This window comes from Dorea phocaeensis (genome assembly GCF_900240315.1).
Taxonomy (GTDB): domain Bacteria; phylum Bacillota; class Clostridia; order Lachnospirales; family Lachnospiraceae; genus Dorea_B; species Dorea_B phocaeensis.
In genome coordinates this window covers 260,188-277,214 of sequence record NZ_OEPZ01000001.1, presented here as the reverse complement: position 1 = coordinate 277,214, position 17,027 = coordinate 260,188, and the positions used below count along the sequence as shown (strand labels likewise).

Here is a 17,027-nt window from a genome sequence, read left to right as displayed (position 1 = left end):
TTTTTATTCAGCAGCCATACACTGTACTGCTGTAATTGCTACTACACCCTCTATATCTTTCGCGCTGCATCCACGAGACAAATCATTAACCGGAGCTGCGATTCCCTGTGTAAGCGGTCCGTATGCTTCTGCTTTTGCAAGTCTCTGAACAAGCTTGTATCCGATATTACCAGCGTCAAGGTCCGGGAATACTAACACATTCGCTTTACCTGCCACCGGGCTTCCCGGCGCTTTGGACTGTCCGATTTCCGGAACGATCGCTGCATCCAACTGGAACTCTCCATCAAGCATAAGTCCTTCCGGAGCGTTTTCTTTCGCAATACGTGTAGCTTCTACTACTTTGTCTACATCGGCGTGCTTTGCACTTCCCTTTGTAGAGTGAGAAAGCATAGCTACCACTGGCTCTTTTCCGGTAAGAGTCTTGAAAGATTCTGCAGAAGAAAGTGCGATTGCAGCCAGTTTCTCTGGATCTGGATTCTGTTCAAGTCCAGAATCTGCGAAAATAAATGTTCCGTCAGCACCCATATCGCAATCTGGAACTACCATTACAAAGAACGCAGAAACTAATTTTGTTCCTGGTTTTGTCTTTAAAATCTGAAGACATGGTCTTAATGTATCTGCTGTGGAGTGGCATGCTCCGCTTACCATACCGTCAGCGTCTTTCATTTTAACCATCATAACTCCATAATACAGGTAATTTGTAAGAAGAAGCTCTCTTGCCTGTTCCTCTGTCATGCCTTTTTTCTGTCTTAATTCTACGAGCTTTGCAATATACTCTTCTGTCTTTTCATAGGTTGCCGGATCAACAATTGTAGCTCCGCTGATATCAAAAGAACCTTTATTCTTAGCGATCTCCTCTTCGCTTCCGATCAGCACAAGATTTGCTGTTCCTTCTTTTAACACAGCCTCTGCCGCCTCATAAGTTCTGATATCCTCTGTCTCCGGAAGAACAATTGTTTTTTTACAAGTTTTTGCTTTTGCTTTAATTTCATCTATGAATCCCATGATTAATAGACTCCTTTCTTTTTCTACTATTAATCATTATAATACAAATGAATATAGTATACAAGCCACTCTTGTGTCTCTTTTTCCGTACATTTTACCGAAACCATCCTACAACGCAATCTATAAAAAAGAGAATTAACCATCAAAAGAGGACGCACTTACGAATGCGTCCTCTTTTCTCTCTATAACCGAAATACAAAACTTACAATAGCAAAATATACACTGATAGTACTGATATCCACCAATGTAGAAATTAAAGGTGTCGCCATGATCGCCGGATCCAGGCCTACTTTCTTGGCAACCAACGGAAGGGTACATCCTACAACTTTGGCAATAATAACGGTACATGCCATTGTGACACCAATCGTAAATGCCATCATTGCATCTCCCTGTCCCATAATCAAAATACGCGTTCCATTCACCACCGCAAGGATAATACTAATGCAGACAGCAATTCGGACTTCCTTCCAGATCACTTTAAAGAGATCTCGAAATTCTATTTCACCGATCGCAAGTCCACGGATCACAAGAGTGGAACTCTGGGAACCACAGTTGCCTCCCGTTCCTGTAAGCATTGGGATGAAACCTGCCAATTGCGGCATAACCGCAAGTGCTGCTTCATAGCTATTCATAATCATCTGAGTCACCGTGGCTGAAAGCATTAAGAATAACAGCCATGGAAGACGACTCTTCACATGCTCATAAACGGTTGTCCCAAAATAAGATTCTTCATTTGGCGCAACACCAGCCATGATGCTGATATCTTCCGTTTCCTCTTCCTGCAAGACAAGCATCGCATCATCAACCGTAACGATACCGACCATACAATGCTCATGGTCCACAATCGGAAGTGCAATAAGACCGTATTTTGTAATCATTCGGGCAACTTCCTCCTGATCATCCGTCGTCTGTGCATACAACATATTCGTGTCCATGATCTCATCAATGGTTCTCGATTCTCCTGTCGTAAGAAGATCTTTAATATCCACAACTCCGATCAAACGCCTCTTCTCTGTCACATAGCAGGTGTAGATAGTCTCTCTGTTCAAACCTACTTGTCGAATCTTCATAATCGCATCTTCCACCGTCATCTCCTGACTAAGTGCGATATAATCTACGTTCATGACACTTCCGGCGCTGTCTTCCGGATATTGAAGCAATTGATTGATCTGAGCTCGCTTTTCTTCATCGGTTGCCATAAGAAGACGATCCACAACGTTGGCAGGCATCTCTTCCAATACGTCCACGGTATCGTCAAGATACATCTCTTCCATCACTTCTTCCAGCTCTGAATCGGTAAGCGCATTGATGAGGATTTCCCTCATATCACTATTCATATAGGTAAATGTCTCCGCAGCCTCCTCTTTTGCCAGCAAACGGAACACCATCACAAGCTGTTTCTGTTCAAATTCTTCTAAAATCTCGGCAAGGTCTACCGGGTACATGTTATTTTCCAGTTCTTCTTTTAATTCTTTGAACTGGCGATTGTCAAGCATTTCCAGAATACGCTCCTCTGTAAGTTCTTCTCGTTCTTCAATGCCTTCACTGATATCATGATCAAATTCGCCTTGAGCTACCGCATCACCCCACTCTTCCGATGTCATCTGGCTCATTTTATCCTGCCCCATGAATACCCTCCTTCCCCAAATATTGCTTACATAACCTTTCTATAGTATAATCAATTTAAATGCGATATACAAGGAGATTTTTATGAATATTGTTGGGCTGATTACAGAATACAATCCATTTCACAATGGTCATCTACATCATATAAAGGAAGCAAAACGAATCACCGGCGCTGATGCCGTGCTTGTAATCATGAGCGGAAACTTTGTACAGCGGGGCGCTCCGGCGATCATGCCAAAGCATCTACGGGCAAAAGCCGCCCTGGAATCCGGTGCCGATGTCATTTTAGAACTTCCGGTCTGCTTTGCAACGGGAAGCGCAGAATCCTTTGCCGCCGGAAGCATCAATCTTCTCAACCATTTGGGATGCATCGACTCTGTCTGCTTTGGAAGCGAATGCGGGGATCTTTCTGCCCTTGATCGAATTGCCCATGTGACAGCTGATGAGCCTGAAGAATACCGCCTTATGCTGAAGCAAGAATTGCAGCAAGGGAAAGCATTCCCTGTCGCCCGTCAGCAAGCGCTGAAGCACTATTTTCAAGATGGATTTCTGGACACTTTGCTGGAACACCCCAACAACATTTTGGGAATCGAGTACCTGAAGGCACTCTATCAAAGCGACAGTTCTATAAAGCCTTACACCATTAAACGTATCCTCTCCGGCTACCATGATCAAGAATTGACAGAGCGCTTTAGTTCTGCATCCGCGATTCGGAACTGTCTGTCGTCCTCTCTGACGGAATCCGCGTCCGTTGAGTCGCTGCTGCAATTAAAAGGCCAGGTTCCCGATGCTTCGTTTCAACTTTTTTGTGAAACTTTTCAGAACCGGTACCCGGTCTTTGCAAACGATTTTTCTTTACTGCTAAAATACCGACTTCTTTGCGAGTCCAGAGAATCCTTGTCTCACTTTCTGGACGTATCAGAAGATCTAGCTAACCGAATTTATAACAGACGTAATCAGTTTATCTCCTTTGATCAATTCTGTGAGCTATTAAAAACCCGCGAACTTACCTATACTCGAATCAGCCGCGCGCTCCTTCATATCCTTCTTGGAATCACAAAGAATGACCTAAGGACATTCTCCAAACAAGGCGGCTGTCAGTACGCACGTCTTATCGGCTTTCGTAAAGACTCCCGCGAGATATTAACCGAAATTCAGCGGCATACTTCTATTCCGCTTCTTTCCAAACTCACCAAAACCGACCAGCTTAGTTCTGTCGGCCTTTCAATGCTTCGTCAGGATCTCTTTGCTTCTGATCTATATGAAAGCGTCCTGACCGAAAAATTTAAAACTCCATTTATCAGTGAATACTGCCAACAGATTATACGGGTATAACCGATTACCCGTATTGTCTGGCAGCTTCCATAAACCAATCAATCTGACTTAGCGCCGTTCCATAAGGAATCTCACATCCCGTCGAAAGCACATATCCTTGTTCCATCTGCTTCCCGATACGCGCACACTCCTGCACTGACTGGAAAATCTCTTCCTTCGTCCCATTCATTACAACCTCTACCGGCGGCACGTTTCCTGCAACTGCAAGATAAGGTGATAATTCTTCTTTTGCCCGGTTTAAATCAATCGCATTATCCAGACTCAAAAACTGAACATTTAACTGAGAAAAATATTTCCAAATAGAATACGTTCTTCCGCACATATGAAGATTCGCTTTTTTCCCGGTTACCTCGTATGCATAATCCGTCAGTTCTTTCATATACGGATAGGCAAATTCTTTATAATATTTCGGACCGATCAACTCCGGATTCGCCACCGGATCCGCCATGGCAATCGAAAATCCGTATTTGCCCATAGCCTTCATACAGCTTTTTTCGCTGTCGGTTACCAAACGAAGGAGGCGATGAACCTGCTCCGGTTCCCGTTTACAGTCACGAAGCAAATATTCCACACCTCTTAGATAAGATGCAATCGTCATAGGACCTCCCACACTGGCCGTTATCGGCACATAGGGTGCCGCACAATCAGCAAGAATTTCTGCCGCATTAAGAAAGGTCTTAATTCTGTCATCTTTCTTGGCATCTAGTGGTTCATAACCGGAAAGTTCCTGATAATCCTTCAGGCAATTCTTCCCAATATAGGGAAGCTTATCTTCTGCATAGATCACGTCCGCGCCAAGCGCATCTGCGATTCCATAAGAATTGGGACCGATCATCATCTGGTCGTGTCCGAATCGGTTAAATGCACTGACCTCAATCTCTGCTATTTTCCTAGGATCATGCCACATATCCCATATGGTTTGCCCACCTACCTGGCTTTTTAGTTCCCCCATAGCTGGAATACACCGGATCCGGTCATATGCTTTTCCGTCTTCTATTGCTTGTTTTCTTTCCACCGGCGTCATTTTTTCTGCCGGATTTATGCAAATCTTCATTTTCCTCTACCCTTTCATACCGCTTAATACGACCCCTTCTTTAAACTTCCTCTGCAGCAGAATATAGAAAATAAACGGCGGCAGGAAATTGACTGCTGCACATGCCATGGTAAGTCCAATATTAGGTTCAAACTGCGTCTTAGTTGCACTAAGAATCAATGGAAGTGTCTTCATTTCATTCTTCGTACTGACAATCAATGGCCATAGGAAATTGTTCCACGCTCCCACAAACGTAAAGATCGCCAACGTAAGAATGGAAGATTTCACAAGCGGAAGAATAACCTTCCACAAGATTTTCAAATTGGAACACCCTTCTATCTTCGCCGCATCAATCACCTCATCCGGAACCCCTAAAATAGCCTGCCTCATAATAAAGGTTCCAAGAGCTGTAGGAAGCGGTAGAATCAATGCCTGGTAGGTATTCAGCCATCCCAGATTTTTGATTGTTAAATACAGCGGCACAATAATGACTTCCGATGGAATAATCAGTGTCATAATTAAAGCAAAAAAGATCTTATCATTTCCGGGAAATTTTAATTTTGCAAATGCATATCCGGCAAGACAGCTTACGGCAACTGCCAAAAGCACCCCTGCCAGCGCCACGAAAACACTATTGAAAAAATAACGTTCAAATTCTGCAGTTCGAAAGATTTTCACATAATTTTCCAGTGTTAATCCATTCAAGTTAAAATCATACGTACTCAACGTATTTTTCAAGGACATAATCAACATGTAAATAAACGGGAACACACTGACCGCTATCACTACCAGCAAAACCAAATTTGCGATTTGTTTTTCTATAAATTTCACTCTGACTCCTCCTAGATTTCTGAAGCATCTTTCCGCATCATTTTTCTTTGCGCGACAACGGTAATTAAAATCAACAGGAACAACATATTCGATACCGCCATAGCATATCCGGCTCTTCCTGATTTAAAGCACAAATCATAGACATAGAATACAAGCGTCGTTGTTCCCATGGCCGGACCGCCTCCGGTCAGATTGTAAATAATGTCAAAACACTGCAGCGATGTAGTCACTCCCAGGAAAACCACTAGAATAGTCGTTGGTTTCAACATCGGGAGGGTGACATAGAAAAATCTTGAAATTCTTCCAGCTCCGTCCACCTTCGCAGCTTCATAATAATGATCGGAAATATTAATCAAAGCTGAAATGTACAGCACCGCGTAATATCCTACATTTTTCCAAATGGACACCATAGCAACCGTCAGAAGCGCAGAATCTGCATCTCCCAAAAGCATCGAACAATTAATGCCAAAAAAAGCAAAAAACTTTTCCACCACTTCAATATGTCCATTTAAAATTGCTTTCCAGACAGTACCCACCACCGCATTTGAAGACAACACCGGAATAAAGATCACAATATTCGCCAATTTTCCAAGCCAGGTATTGCGCTTCGAAGCAATGACCACAGACACCAGAAGGGAAATCACAGTCTGAAGGGGGACAATATAAACCATTACCTTCAACGTGTTCATCAAGGCTTTTACGAACTTCTTATCTGTCAGCATCCGGGTATAGTTATCCAGTTCATTAAACTGTGGCGGTGTCAAAATATTGTATTTAGTAAAGCTAAGCACCACTGACATCAGAACAGATACCCCAAGAAATACGATCATAATCAGCAGAATCGGCGTAATATATCCATAAGCTGAAAGCTGGCAATTTCTTTTTTTCTTATTCATAAGCACCTCTATCCTCAAAAAAGATGCCTGCATACAGCAGGCATCCTCTCACTATTCTTTATCCGCCCAGTATTCATCCAGTAAATCATTGGAATACTCTGCCGCCTCATCCAGCGCTTCCTGGGCAGAAGCATCACCACTCATCACTGCCTGAATCTGAGAAACAAGATTCAGAAGGATATCGGAACCGCATGGACCTGCTTGAAGCGGACGCCATTTATCTCTGTCCTCTGTCAGAGTTCTTTCAAGCTTCTCATCTCCCTGATATTCTTCATCTTTCGTCATCGGAGCACCATGATGCTCTTTATGATACTCAGACATTACTTCCGTTCCCGTCATATATTTAATCAGTTTCATTCCAAGCTCTTTGTTCTCACAAGCAGACATCAGCGTCAAACAGTCAGCGGCTCCGAACGTTCCGTACTGCTCATTCTTCAAAGATGTCACATAATTCCAGTGAAGATCTGGATACGTCTCCTGGAACGATTCTGACTGTGCCTGCATAGCTCTTGCACATGCAAATGCTGCATGACCTCCGCCAAACACATTTGAAAATGCATCGGTAGCAGCAAGAGACATATAATCTTCCGGCATGTATGGTGTCAGACTCTTCAAATATTCTACTGCTTCTACACCAGCCTCATCATTGAAACGAACAGATTTCAGATCATCGTTGTAAATGTCACTTCCGTTCTGCCACAGAAGACTGTAGTAATAGGAATTAAGCAAATACAAAGGACTCATATCTCCATTGTTGAATCCAGCCGCATATCCATACTGATCAATTTTACCGTCTCCATCTGTGTCCTTGGTTGCCTTTTTACAGATTCTCTCAAAGTCTTCCCAAGTCTCAGGAGCAGTCTCTCCGATGCTCTCCAAAATATCCTCATTGTAGTACATAATGAATGGATTTCCTGTATTAAATGGGAATCCGTAAGTTCCTCCCATCATTTTCCCTCTGTCCAGATAAAGATATTCTTCATAATCTTCTTCTGTCAGATATTCTTCCATATCCACTACAGCTCCAGAATCAATGTAGGTCGGGAACATCTCCACGTACATATATCCCACATCCGGACCTTCTCCTGCATTGATTGCAGTCATATACTTCTCTTCATAAGTATCCCACGGAATGATCTGAACATCTAGCTCACAGTTATTTTCCTTCTCAAATTTGTCCAGTAATGGCACATAATTTTTCTCCGTCTCATCATCCAAGGGCGGAATCCATACAGACAAGATTTCTTTTCCGTCTTTCTTCTCATCCTTGGAACTTCCGCATCCTGCTGCCAGACCAGCAACCATAGCGACACACAAAATGACGCTGATACTCTTCCTTTTCATAACATCTCTCCTTTGTAAACAATAATACCGATGTCTTTTCATACATCGGTATTATTATAACATTCTGCAATTTTTTTGTGTAATTACTATTTTATATATATCTTTACTCTTATTGATTTTTTCTATAAGTAATTTATTCAATCACCTTACTGCAGGCAACTGCCATCGCGCCCGGACCGATATGGCAGCTGACACTTAAAGACAGACGATCCATCACAATTTCATATCCCGGGAATCGTTCTTCCAATTCCTTTTTCCAGGTATCTGCTTCTTCATCCGTACAAGTATACGCTGCCTGAAGATGTACCTGTTTCCCGGCAAACCGTCCATTTAGATCCTTTTCCATCGCATCAAGCATCGTTTTCTTTGCGGATTTCCATCCTCTTGCCTTAGCAAAAGAATCTAACTTCGCACCTTGAATTTGAAGTACCGGCTTCAAATTCAAAACGGTTCCAAGAGCAGCTGCCGCCGGAGTTATCCGACCACCTTTCTTCAGATATTTCAAAGTATCTACCGTAATATAGATACTGGCTTCCAACTTCTCTTTCAAAAGCACCGCTTCGATTTCCGAAGCGCTCATTCCTTTGTCTGCCATTTCAATCGCATCCAGCACAGACTGTCTCTGAGTCACAGAAATTCTCTGATTATCAATTACATGCACCCTGCCATCGAATTCCCGGGACAGCATGATCGCTGTCTCACAGGAACTGCTCAGTCCGCTGGACATCGGAATATGCACGACCTCTTCATATTCCTCCAACAGTTCTTCCCACAGTTCCATTACATCTCCGGGAGAGGGCTGAGATGTCGTAATCTCAGAATCTTCCTCCAGCTTCTGATAGAATTCTTCCTGAGTCAACGTAATATCTTCATAGTAAAGCTCTCCATCTATATAGAAAGGCATCGGCAATACACGAATTCCAAGCTCTTCTGCCATCTTCTGTGTAATTCCGCTGTTGCTGTCTGTTACAATCGCTACCTTGTTCATTCTATTTCCTCCTGTTATCTGCACCCTATAGTGTAATCACTTCCGACACAGAATCTCTCTTCGCTACCATCATTGGAATCTCATCTCCCCGGTATGGGTTATCACCAATGCTGATTTCCAGTTTTACCGTCTCATAAGCAAGCTCTTCGTAGTTATTCTCCTTGCTCAAATGTCCCAAAATTACATACTGCAGATCGTCATGCAGAATATCGCTTAAAAGCCGTCCCGACAGTTCATTGGACAGATGTCCTTTATCTCCCAGCACCCGCTTTTTCAACGGATATGGGTAGGGTCCCACCTCCAGCATATGAACATCATGGTTGGCTTCTAATACCACTGCATTAAGGTTCTGAAGCTGTTCAATTGTATATTCATCGTACTTCCCTAGGTCTGTCGCAATTGCTACTGACTTCTGACCATTTTCAAACCGATATCCTGACGGCTGTCTTGCATCATGCGAAATCTCAAATGGCCGTACCTTGATATCTCCAAGTGTAAAACTCTTATCAATTTCCACTTCGTGAAGCAAGCCTTCCGGCATCTTGCCCAGACTCTTGCAGCAATTGATGCCTTCGATGGTTCCCTGTGTCGCATAGATCGGGATTTCATACTTGCGACTGAACACTCCGAGCCCCTGGATGTGATCCACATGTTCATGCGTAATCAAAATCCCATTCAATTCAGACCCTTTAATTCCAAGGCTATCAAGCCCTTCCTCAATTCGTTTCTTACTGATTCCTGTGTCTACCAGCAGATGGGTGGTGTCATCCCCCACATAGATACAGTTTCCGCTGCTTCCGCTGGCAATGCTGCACAATCTCATATTCTCTTTCTGCCTTTCTTCTTTTCTAATCCAAATCTCCGATAATCTGATCCAGCTGCATCTGCGTCTCTTCAAACGCATCACTGTTGTCGATCACCCGGTCGCAATGCTTCATAAACATATCCTTTGGAAGCTGCGCCGCTATAATATCATCCACCTTCTTGGCATCATAGCCGCGGGCATATATCAAACGTTTCTTGCGAATTTCATCTTCCACATAGACATACCACATCTCATCGCAGATCTCTTCGTAATGATCTTCGATCAGAAGGGCGGATTCTACGATCATAAGATTCGTATTCTTCCTCTCCTCTTTCTTGATCATATGACGAATTTCCTCTTTGACTGCCGGATGTACGATTCGGTTCAAAACCGCCAGTTCCTCCGGATTTGGGAATACAATAGCCGCCAGCTTCTCCCGGTCAAGCTCTTCTTTTTCATCCAGAATCTCGGTGCCAAAATGCTCTACAATTGCATCATAACACTCGGTTCCTTTTTTCTGAAGTTTCTTTCCTACTGCATCTGCCTGACATATGGTTGCTCCGTACTTATTATTCAGATACTCTAAAATCTGTGTCTTCCCGGCTCCAACGCCTCCTGTAATTCCTATTACTTTCATCCTCTTCACCTCTACTTTGCCTCGTACCAGTTTGCTCCTGTATGCATATCTATCTCCAACGGCACCTTAAGATCTGCCGCCTGTTCCATCTCTTCCTTCAGAATCTTCTTTACTTCCTCTATCTCTGGCTGATAAGCTTCAATCAGCAACTCATCGTGAACCTGCAGCACCAGTCTTGACTTCATCCTCTGTTCTTTGAGCCTGCGGTTCACACCAAGCATGGCAATCTTCATAATATCTGCCGCCGTTCCCTGAATCGGCGCATTCATCGCCACACGTTCTCCGAAAGATCTCTGCATAAAGTTGCTGGATGCAAGTTCCGGAACGGGTCTGCGTCTGCCAAACAAAGTAGTCACATAGCCTTTCTCTTTTGCATGCCGCACCGCATCATTTAAGAACACCTTAATCCCCGGATAGGTTTTAAAGTAGTCTTCAATATACTGAGCCGCTTCCTTTCTCGTAATGCTAAGATCCTGACTCAGACCAAAAGAACTGATTCCATATACAATTCCAAAATTGACCGCTTTGGCATTACGCCGCTGCTGATCCGTCACCTCGTCAAACGGTACATGGAATACCTGTGACGCTGTTATTCTATGAATATCACTTTCTTCTTTATATGCCGCAATCAGATGGCTGTCACCGGAACAGTGCGCCAGCACACGAAGTTCAATCTGGGAATAATCTGCATCCACGAATTCATACCCATCTTCCGGAATAAATACCTTCCGAATCATTCGCCCCAGTTCCATTCGAACCGGAATATTCTGAAGATTCGGTTCCGTACTGCTGATCCGTCCCGTTGCTGTAATGGTCTGGTTAAACTTCCCGTGAATCCGTCCATCTTCCTGAATGTATCCTGCCAACCCGTCTGCATAAGTAGATTTCAACTTAGCATACTGACGGTACTCCAGTACCTTTGCCACCACAGGATAGTCAGGCGCCAGTTTCTCCAGCACATCCGCCGCTGTGGAATATCCCGTCTTGGTCTTTTTTCCACCCGGAAGCTTCAAATTCTCAAAAAGCACCACCCCCAGCTGTTTCGGGGAATTTATATTAAATACTTCTCCTGCCTCCTCGTAGATCTCCTGCTCTAAGGCTACAATCTGAACTCCAAGCCTCTCGCCATAGGCTTTCAACGCATCTGCCTCAACTCGGACTCCGTTTTGTTCCATGTCATACAACGTAAAGACCAGCGGCATCTCAATCTCTGTAAATAATTCTGCCATACCGCTTTCTTTTAGCTTCTCCCACAGAACCTCTGATCCCTTGTACGCGGTATAGGCTTCATAACAAATCTTACTTTCTTCTTCCAGCTTGTCCTCAATCATTAAGTTTAGCTGTTCTCTCGCTACGTCCTCGTAGCTGTAATCATTTTTCAGCGGATTTAAAAGATACGCAGCTACCGTCAGGTCAAAGCAATGATCTTGACAGATCAGTTCTAAATCTTTCAACACACGCTTAAGATCGAACATTGCAAAGCGTTCTGTCCGCTCTGCCAGCAGCCCCAGCTGCTTCAACAGCCATTTTGCCTCTATGTCTCCACCTGCGAAAATAGCATAAATCTCTTCGTCTCCAAAGCAAAGTCCAATTCCGCCAATTCCGGCATCCTTTGCAAAAAGAGGAAGGACATCTTTGGTATCCTGAAAAATACAAGCGCCGATACAGGACGCATGTTCCCCTTCGGCAAAAATTCGCTCTGCCTCTTCTTTCTCCGTCACCACCCGGAAGTAATCCTCTACCTTGTTGGCTGGTGCCGTCACATCAAATCTTGCCAGCAGATTCTTAAACTGCAGTTTCTGAAAGTAAGCATAGGCCTCTTCCGTATAAATATTTCCCAGAAGCGCCTCCTCTATCTCAAATGGAAATTCTGCATTCACATGAATGGTCGCAAGCTCTTTACTCATCACGGCAAGATCCCAGTGCTCTAACAACGCTTTGGACGCTCTTGGCGGTTTCAGTTCTTCCACATGCTCATATGCCGCTTCAATGGAATGGTATTCCGTAATAATCTTGGTAGCTGTCTTCTCTCCGATGCTCGGAACTCCCGGAATATTATCTGCGGTATCGCCCATCAGAGCCTTCAGATCAATAAATTCTGTCGGTGTCACCTGATATCTCGCTTTCACATCATCCGCGTAATAATCTTCCACTTCCGTTCGTCCCTGCTTCGTCTTGGGAATCCGAATCTTCACATGTTCTGTCGCTAGTTGAAGGAGGTCCCGGTCTCCGGAAATAACTGACACATCCATCCCGGACTCCTCACACCGCTTCGACAGCGTACCGATCAAATCATCTGCTTCTAATCCCGCACACTCAACAGTCTTAATTCCCATCGCCTGCAGGACTTCTTTGATTACCGGAACCTGCTGACGCAGTTCCTCTGCCATCGGTTTTCTGGTCCCCTTATATTCCGCATACATTTCATGCCGAAATGTCGGGGCATGGACATCAAATGCCACCGTCAGATATTGCGGCTGTTCCTCTTCCAGAATCTTAAAGAGGATCGTCAAAAATCCGTAAACAGCGTTCGTGTGAAGACCATCTGCATTGGTCAGATCCGGCAGCCCATAAAATGCCCGGTTTAAGATACTATGTCCATCTATTAATACAATCTTATTTCTCATTTCTGATTCTCCATCTGCAAAAAAATTTACATCTATCTTACTATACACCATCTAAACCTTTTTTTAAAGCTGTTATTCCTACAATATTTTTCCATCGACAAGTTTTATTTTGATTTACGTATTATAAAAAAAGAAGAATAAAAAAAGAGAAGACAATATCTAAAATATCATCTTCTCTCTACACTGCGGATGGTGGGACTTGAACCCACACGAGGTCGCCCCCGCAAGATTTTGAGTCTTGTGCGTCTGCCATTCCGCCACATCCGCATGTTGTCTTTCCGACAACATGTTAAATTATAACGGCTGTTTCCTATTTTGTCAACAGTTTTTTACCAATATCAAAACAATCAAATGTTGCAAAATAATCTGCCGGTGTCTCGGCTCTTCGAATCAGCTGCACACTTCCGTCTTCTTTCAAAAGAAGTTCTGCCGATTTTAACTTTCCATTGTAATTGTAACCCATAGAAAATCCGTGTGCACCCGTATCGTGAATCACCAGCAAATCTCCCGTATCAATCTTTGGAAGCATCCGGTCAATTGCAAACTTATCATTGTTCTCACAAAGAGATCCAACCACATCATACTTGTGGTCGCAGGCAGCCTTTTCTTTTCCCATAACCGTTACATGATGATAAGCTCCGTACATAGCCGGGCGCATCAGATTCACTGCACAGGCATCCACGCCAATGTATTCCTTGTGAGTGTGTTTCTGATGGATTGCTTTCGTCACCAGACATCCGTAAGGTCCCATCATATACCGTCCAAGCTCTGTATAAAGCGCCACGTCTCCCATTCCTGCCGGAACCAGCACTTCCTCATAGACTCTGCGCACACCATCTCCAATAGCCCGAATATCATTCGGTTCCTGATCCGGTGTATACGGAATTCCGATTCCTCCAGATAAGTTAATAAACTTAATATGGACACCAGTCTCCTTCTGAAGCTTCACCGCCAGTTCAAACAACACCTTCGCCAGCATCGGATAATACTCATTGGTCACTGTATTGCTCGCTAAGAACGCGTGAATTCCAAATTCCTTTGCCCCCTTTTCTTTCAGAATCTTAAACGCCTCGAATAACTGTTCTGTCGTCATTCCGTACTTGGAATCCCCCGGATTATCCATAATATCATTGCTGATCTTGAAAAGTCCGCCCGGATTGTAACGACAGCTGATGGTCTCCGGGATATGTCCAATCGTACGCTCCAGGAAATCAATATGGGTAAAATCATCCAGATTGATAATTGCTCCCAGCTGATCTGCATAGATAAATTCTTCCGGCGGTGTATCATTAGACGAGAACATAATATTCTCTCCGGTAATTCCCATCGCCTCAGATAACATCAGTTCTGTATAAGAAGAGCAGTCACAGCCGCAGCCATACTCACGCAAAATATCGATCAAAAACGGATTCGGCGTTGCCTTTACCGCAAAATATTCCTTGTACCCCTTATTCCAGGAAAATGCATCCCGCAGCGCTTTCATATTCTCACGAATCCCTTTCTCATCATAGAGATGAAACGGTGTCGGGTACTCTTTTACAATCTCCTCTAATTGTGCTTTCGTTACAAATGTCTCTTTTTTCATGATTTCTGTCTCTCCTCTCGTATCGATACAAGTTTAATCTCATTCGCAAGCGCTGTCTTATACAGCTCTACAAAATTCTCCTGACCGGAATACAGGCAGGTGTTTCTGCTTCCCTCTCCATATTCGCCCGTCAGCACATATTTGGAATCAGCAATCACTCCGATCTGCATTCCTCTTGCTTCTGCCACATAGACCTTTGCGTTATCAAAGGTTACCGGCTGATCTGTAATGATTACAACCTTTTTCCCCTGGCTCATCAGTGTCTCCAGTTCTCCCACCAATAGAAGAAGATAATTTCTGGTACAGCTTAGATACACCCGTTCTTCTACCTGCGCCAAAAGATTGCGCACTTTATTTAAAATGTGCTCCGCACCCTCTATGGTAATATACCCTTCCGCGTAAGTCCTTTCGGAAGGCACATGAGCCCGCAGCCATTTCTGAGATTCCTCCAGCTTACGGATACAGTTCCTGCAGAACTCCCGCAACGAAACAGGGACATATTTTCTGGTACTTCCCTCTTCCACCAGATAGGCCGCCCCTTTTTCTGTCATATTAGCAAGGGAATTGTAGGCATTGGAACGGGAAATTCCTGTCGCTTTAGCCACTTCATATCCTGTTACTTTTCCTTCTCTCAACATATACTGATAGATACTGGCTTCCTGTCGCGTCAACCCAAACTCCATCAGTCGTTCTACAAAAGATGTTTGTTCCATTGCTCTCCCTCCTTTTCATAGTAGTTCTCACAGGGAACACTATACGAGAATTTTAGCTTCCTGTCAAGCCTTGATTGTTTTGCATCTCAATCTCCTGCCATTCACAGCAAAAGAGTCTAGACTTTCGCTGTCCAGACTCTTTGTTTCTTCTATTTCCGCTCTCTTTTATTCAATTACTGCAATTCTCATAATGTTGCTGACGCCTTCTCTATGACTTCTGGTATTTGGAGAAGGAATTCCAGCCGTCAGTACAACAATGTCTCCGGACTCAGCCATCTGCTTTGCAACCACCAGGTCAATCGCGCCGTTGCAGATATCTTCCGTCGTGTTAAACTCAATGGATTTCAGCGGTCTTACGCCCCAATAGATCTGCATTCTCCGAAGCGTCGCTTCATTTGGCGTCACTCCGATAATTCCCATCTTCGGCTTAAACTTCGATACAACCCGTGCTGTTGCGCCTGAAACAGACGGTGTAATAATGCAGTTTGCATCCAGATTATTCGCTGTTGCCACTGTTGCATGTCCAAGAGCGCTGGATGTGTTCTTCATACGATGTTCTTCTGCCTTGCGAAGCAACAGATCATAATCTAAGTGCTCTTCTGTATTCTCTACAATATGTACCATCATCTGCAACGCTTCTACCGGATATTTACCCTGGGCCGTCTCACCGGAAAGCATCACCGCATCCGTTCCATCATAAACCGCATTGGCTACGTCTGTAACTTCCGCTCTGGTCGGGCGAGGATTACGGATCATAGAATCCAGCATCTGCGTCGCCGTAATAACCGGCTTATAGTTATCGTTACATTTCTGAATAATCAACTTCTGCAGGTATGGAACCTCTTCCGCCGGAATCTCCACACCCAAGTCGCCTCGCGCTACCATAATTCCGTCTGCGCAGCGAATAATCTCATCGATATTTTTGATTCCTTCTGCATTTTCAATCTTAGCAATAACCGGAATACACGGTGCTCCGCACTCTTTCAGGAAAGATTTGATCTCCAGAATACACTCCGCATTTCTAACAAAGGAAGCTGCAATAAAATCCACCTGCTGCTCTGCACCAAATCGGATATCCTCGCGGTCTTTCTGTGTAATTGCCGGAAGTCTTACCGGAACATTCGGAACATTGACACCCTTCTTCTCTCCCAATTCTCCGCCATTAATTACAGTACATACAATTTCCGACTCCCGTTTTTCTTTTACTTCCAGTCCGATCAGACCATCATCAATCAAAATCGTGCTTCCAATCTGAACGTCCTCTACCAGTCCCTCATAGGTAATGGAAACCTTCTGTTTGTCTCCAATCACTGTCTCTGTCGTCAATGTAAAGAGACTTCCAGACTCCAACATAACCTTCTTTCCATCTTTAAGCGCTCCCGTACGAATCTCCGGTCCCTTGGTATCCAGAAGTATTGCAATTGGCTTCTTCTCCTCTTCCCGCACCTTTTTCAATAAATCCATACGCATCTTCTGTTCTTCATAGTCTCCATGGGAGAAGTTAAATCTCGCGATATCCATGCCATTTTGAACAAGCGCACGCATCATCTCTTCCTTATTCGTATTTGGTCCCATTGTACAGATAATTTTCGTCTTCTTCAT

At 44.0% G+C, this 17,027-nt stretch carries 14 protein-coding genes and 1 tRNA gene; 1 reads left to right on the top strand and 14 read right to left on the bottom strand.

From position 1 onward, the window contains the following. Positions 1-3 precede the first annotated feature (3 nt). Together pta and mgtE are read right to left on the bottom strand one after the other, a co-directional pair. A complete protein-coding gene (pta, locus tag C0979_RS01225) occupies positions 4-1,005 on the bottom strand; it encodes a phosphate acetyltransferase (protein ID WP_101694252.1) in 1,002 nt (333 codons plus the stop codon). 182 nt (positions 1,006-1,187) lie between these two features. After that, positions 1,188-2,543 carry a magnesium transporter gene (gene mgtE / locus C0979_RS01220; RefSeq protein WP_101694752.1) on the bottom strand — a complete coding sequence of 452 codons (1,356 nt, stop codon included), beginning with the start codon at positions 2,541-2,543 and terminating at the stop codon, positions 1,188-1,190. A 172-nt stretch (positions 2,544-2,715) separates the two neighbouring features. Here mgtE and C0979_RS01215 point away from each other — a divergent pair, with 172 nt between their 5' ends. Beyond that, positions 2,716-3,966, top strand: a complete 1,251-nt coding sequence (locus tag C0979_RS01215; protein ID WP_101694251.1) for a nucleotidyltransferase — start codon at positions 2,716-2,718, stop codon at positions 3,964-3,966. 4 nt (positions 3,967-3,970) lie between these two features. On the opposite strand, the gene C0979_RS01210 is transcribed toward C0979_RS01215, so the two are convergent. The 12 genes from C0979_RS01210 to pyk form a co-directional block, all read right to left on the bottom strand. Further along, positions 3,971-5,020, bottom strand: a complete 1,050-nt coding sequence (locus C0979_RS01210; protein ID WP_101694250.1) for a uroporphyrinogen decarboxylase family protein — start codon at positions 5,018-5,020, stop codon at positions 3,971-3,973. Between the two features lie 6 nt (positions 5,021-5,026). After that, entirely contained in the window at positions 5,027-5,830 is an 804-nt protein-coding gene (locus tag C0979_RS01205; protein WP_173814278.1) for a carbohydrate ABC transporter permease, read from the bottom strand. A gap of 11 nt (positions 5,831-5,841) precedes the next feature. Continuing rightward, on the bottom strand, positions 5,842-6,726 hold the full coding sequence (locus C0979_RS01200) for a carbohydrate ABC transporter permease (RefSeq protein WP_101694750.1): 885 nt from the start codon (positions 6,724-6,726) through the stop codon (positions 5,842-5,844). 51 nt (positions 6,727-6,777) lie between these two features. Then, positions 6,778-8,070, bottom strand: coding sequence for an ABC transporter substrate-binding protein (locus C0979_RS01195; RefSeq protein ID WP_101694249.1), 1,293 nt, complete (start codon positions 8,068-8,070; stop codon positions 6,778-6,780). Between the two features lie 133 nt (positions 8,071-8,203). Then, on the bottom strand, positions 8,204-9,058 hold the full coding sequence (locus tag C0979_RS01190) for a DegV family protein (protein WP_101694248.1): 855 nt from the start codon (positions 9,056-9,058) through the stop codon (positions 8,204-8,206). 25 nt (positions 9,059-9,083) lie between these two features. After that, positions 9,084-9,881 carry an MBL fold metallo-hydrolase gene (locus tag C0979_RS01185; RefSeq protein WP_101694247.1) on the bottom strand — a complete coding sequence of 266 codons (798 nt, stop codon included), beginning with the start codon at positions 9,879-9,881 and terminating at the stop codon, positions 9,084-9,086. A 25-nt stretch (positions 9,882-9,906) separates the two neighbouring features. Beyond that, complete coding sequence (gene coaE, locus C0979_RS01180; protein WP_101694246.1) at positions 9,907-10,500, bottom strand: dephospho-CoA kinase; 594 nt, start codon at positions 10,498-10,500, stop codon at positions 9,907-9,909. An 11-nt stretch (positions 10,501-10,511) separates the two neighbouring features. Beyond that, positions 10,512-13,127 (bottom strand): DNA polymerase I, encoded by a 2,616-nt coding sequence (gene polA / locus C0979_RS01175; protein ID WP_101694749.1) that lies wholly within the window; start codon positions 13,125-13,127, stop codon positions 10,512-10,514. A 184-nt stretch (positions 13,128-13,311) separates the two neighbouring features. Then, positions 13,312-13,394: transfer RNA gene (locus C0979_RS01170), tRNA-Leu, on the bottom strand. Between the two features lie 43 nt (positions 13,395-13,437). Continuing rightward, positions 13,438-14,712, bottom strand: a complete 1,275-nt coding sequence (locus tag C0979_RS01165; protein ID WP_101694245.1) for a diaminopimelate decarboxylase family protein — start codon at positions 14,710-14,712, stop codon at positions 13,438-13,440. Next, a complete protein-coding gene (locus tag C0979_RS01160; protein ID WP_101694244.1) occupies positions 14,709-15,425 on the bottom strand; it encodes a TrmB family transcriptional regulator in 717 nt (238 codons plus the stop codon). The genes C0979_RS01165 and C0979_RS01160 overlap by 4 nt, the downstream gene beginning before the upstream one ends. A 165-nt stretch (positions 15,426-15,590) precedes the next feature. Continuing rightward, a complete protein-coding gene (gene pyk / locus C0979_RS01155) occupies positions 15,591-17,027 on the bottom strand; it encodes a pyruvate kinase (RefSeq protein WP_101694243.1) in 1,437 nt (478 codons plus the stop codon).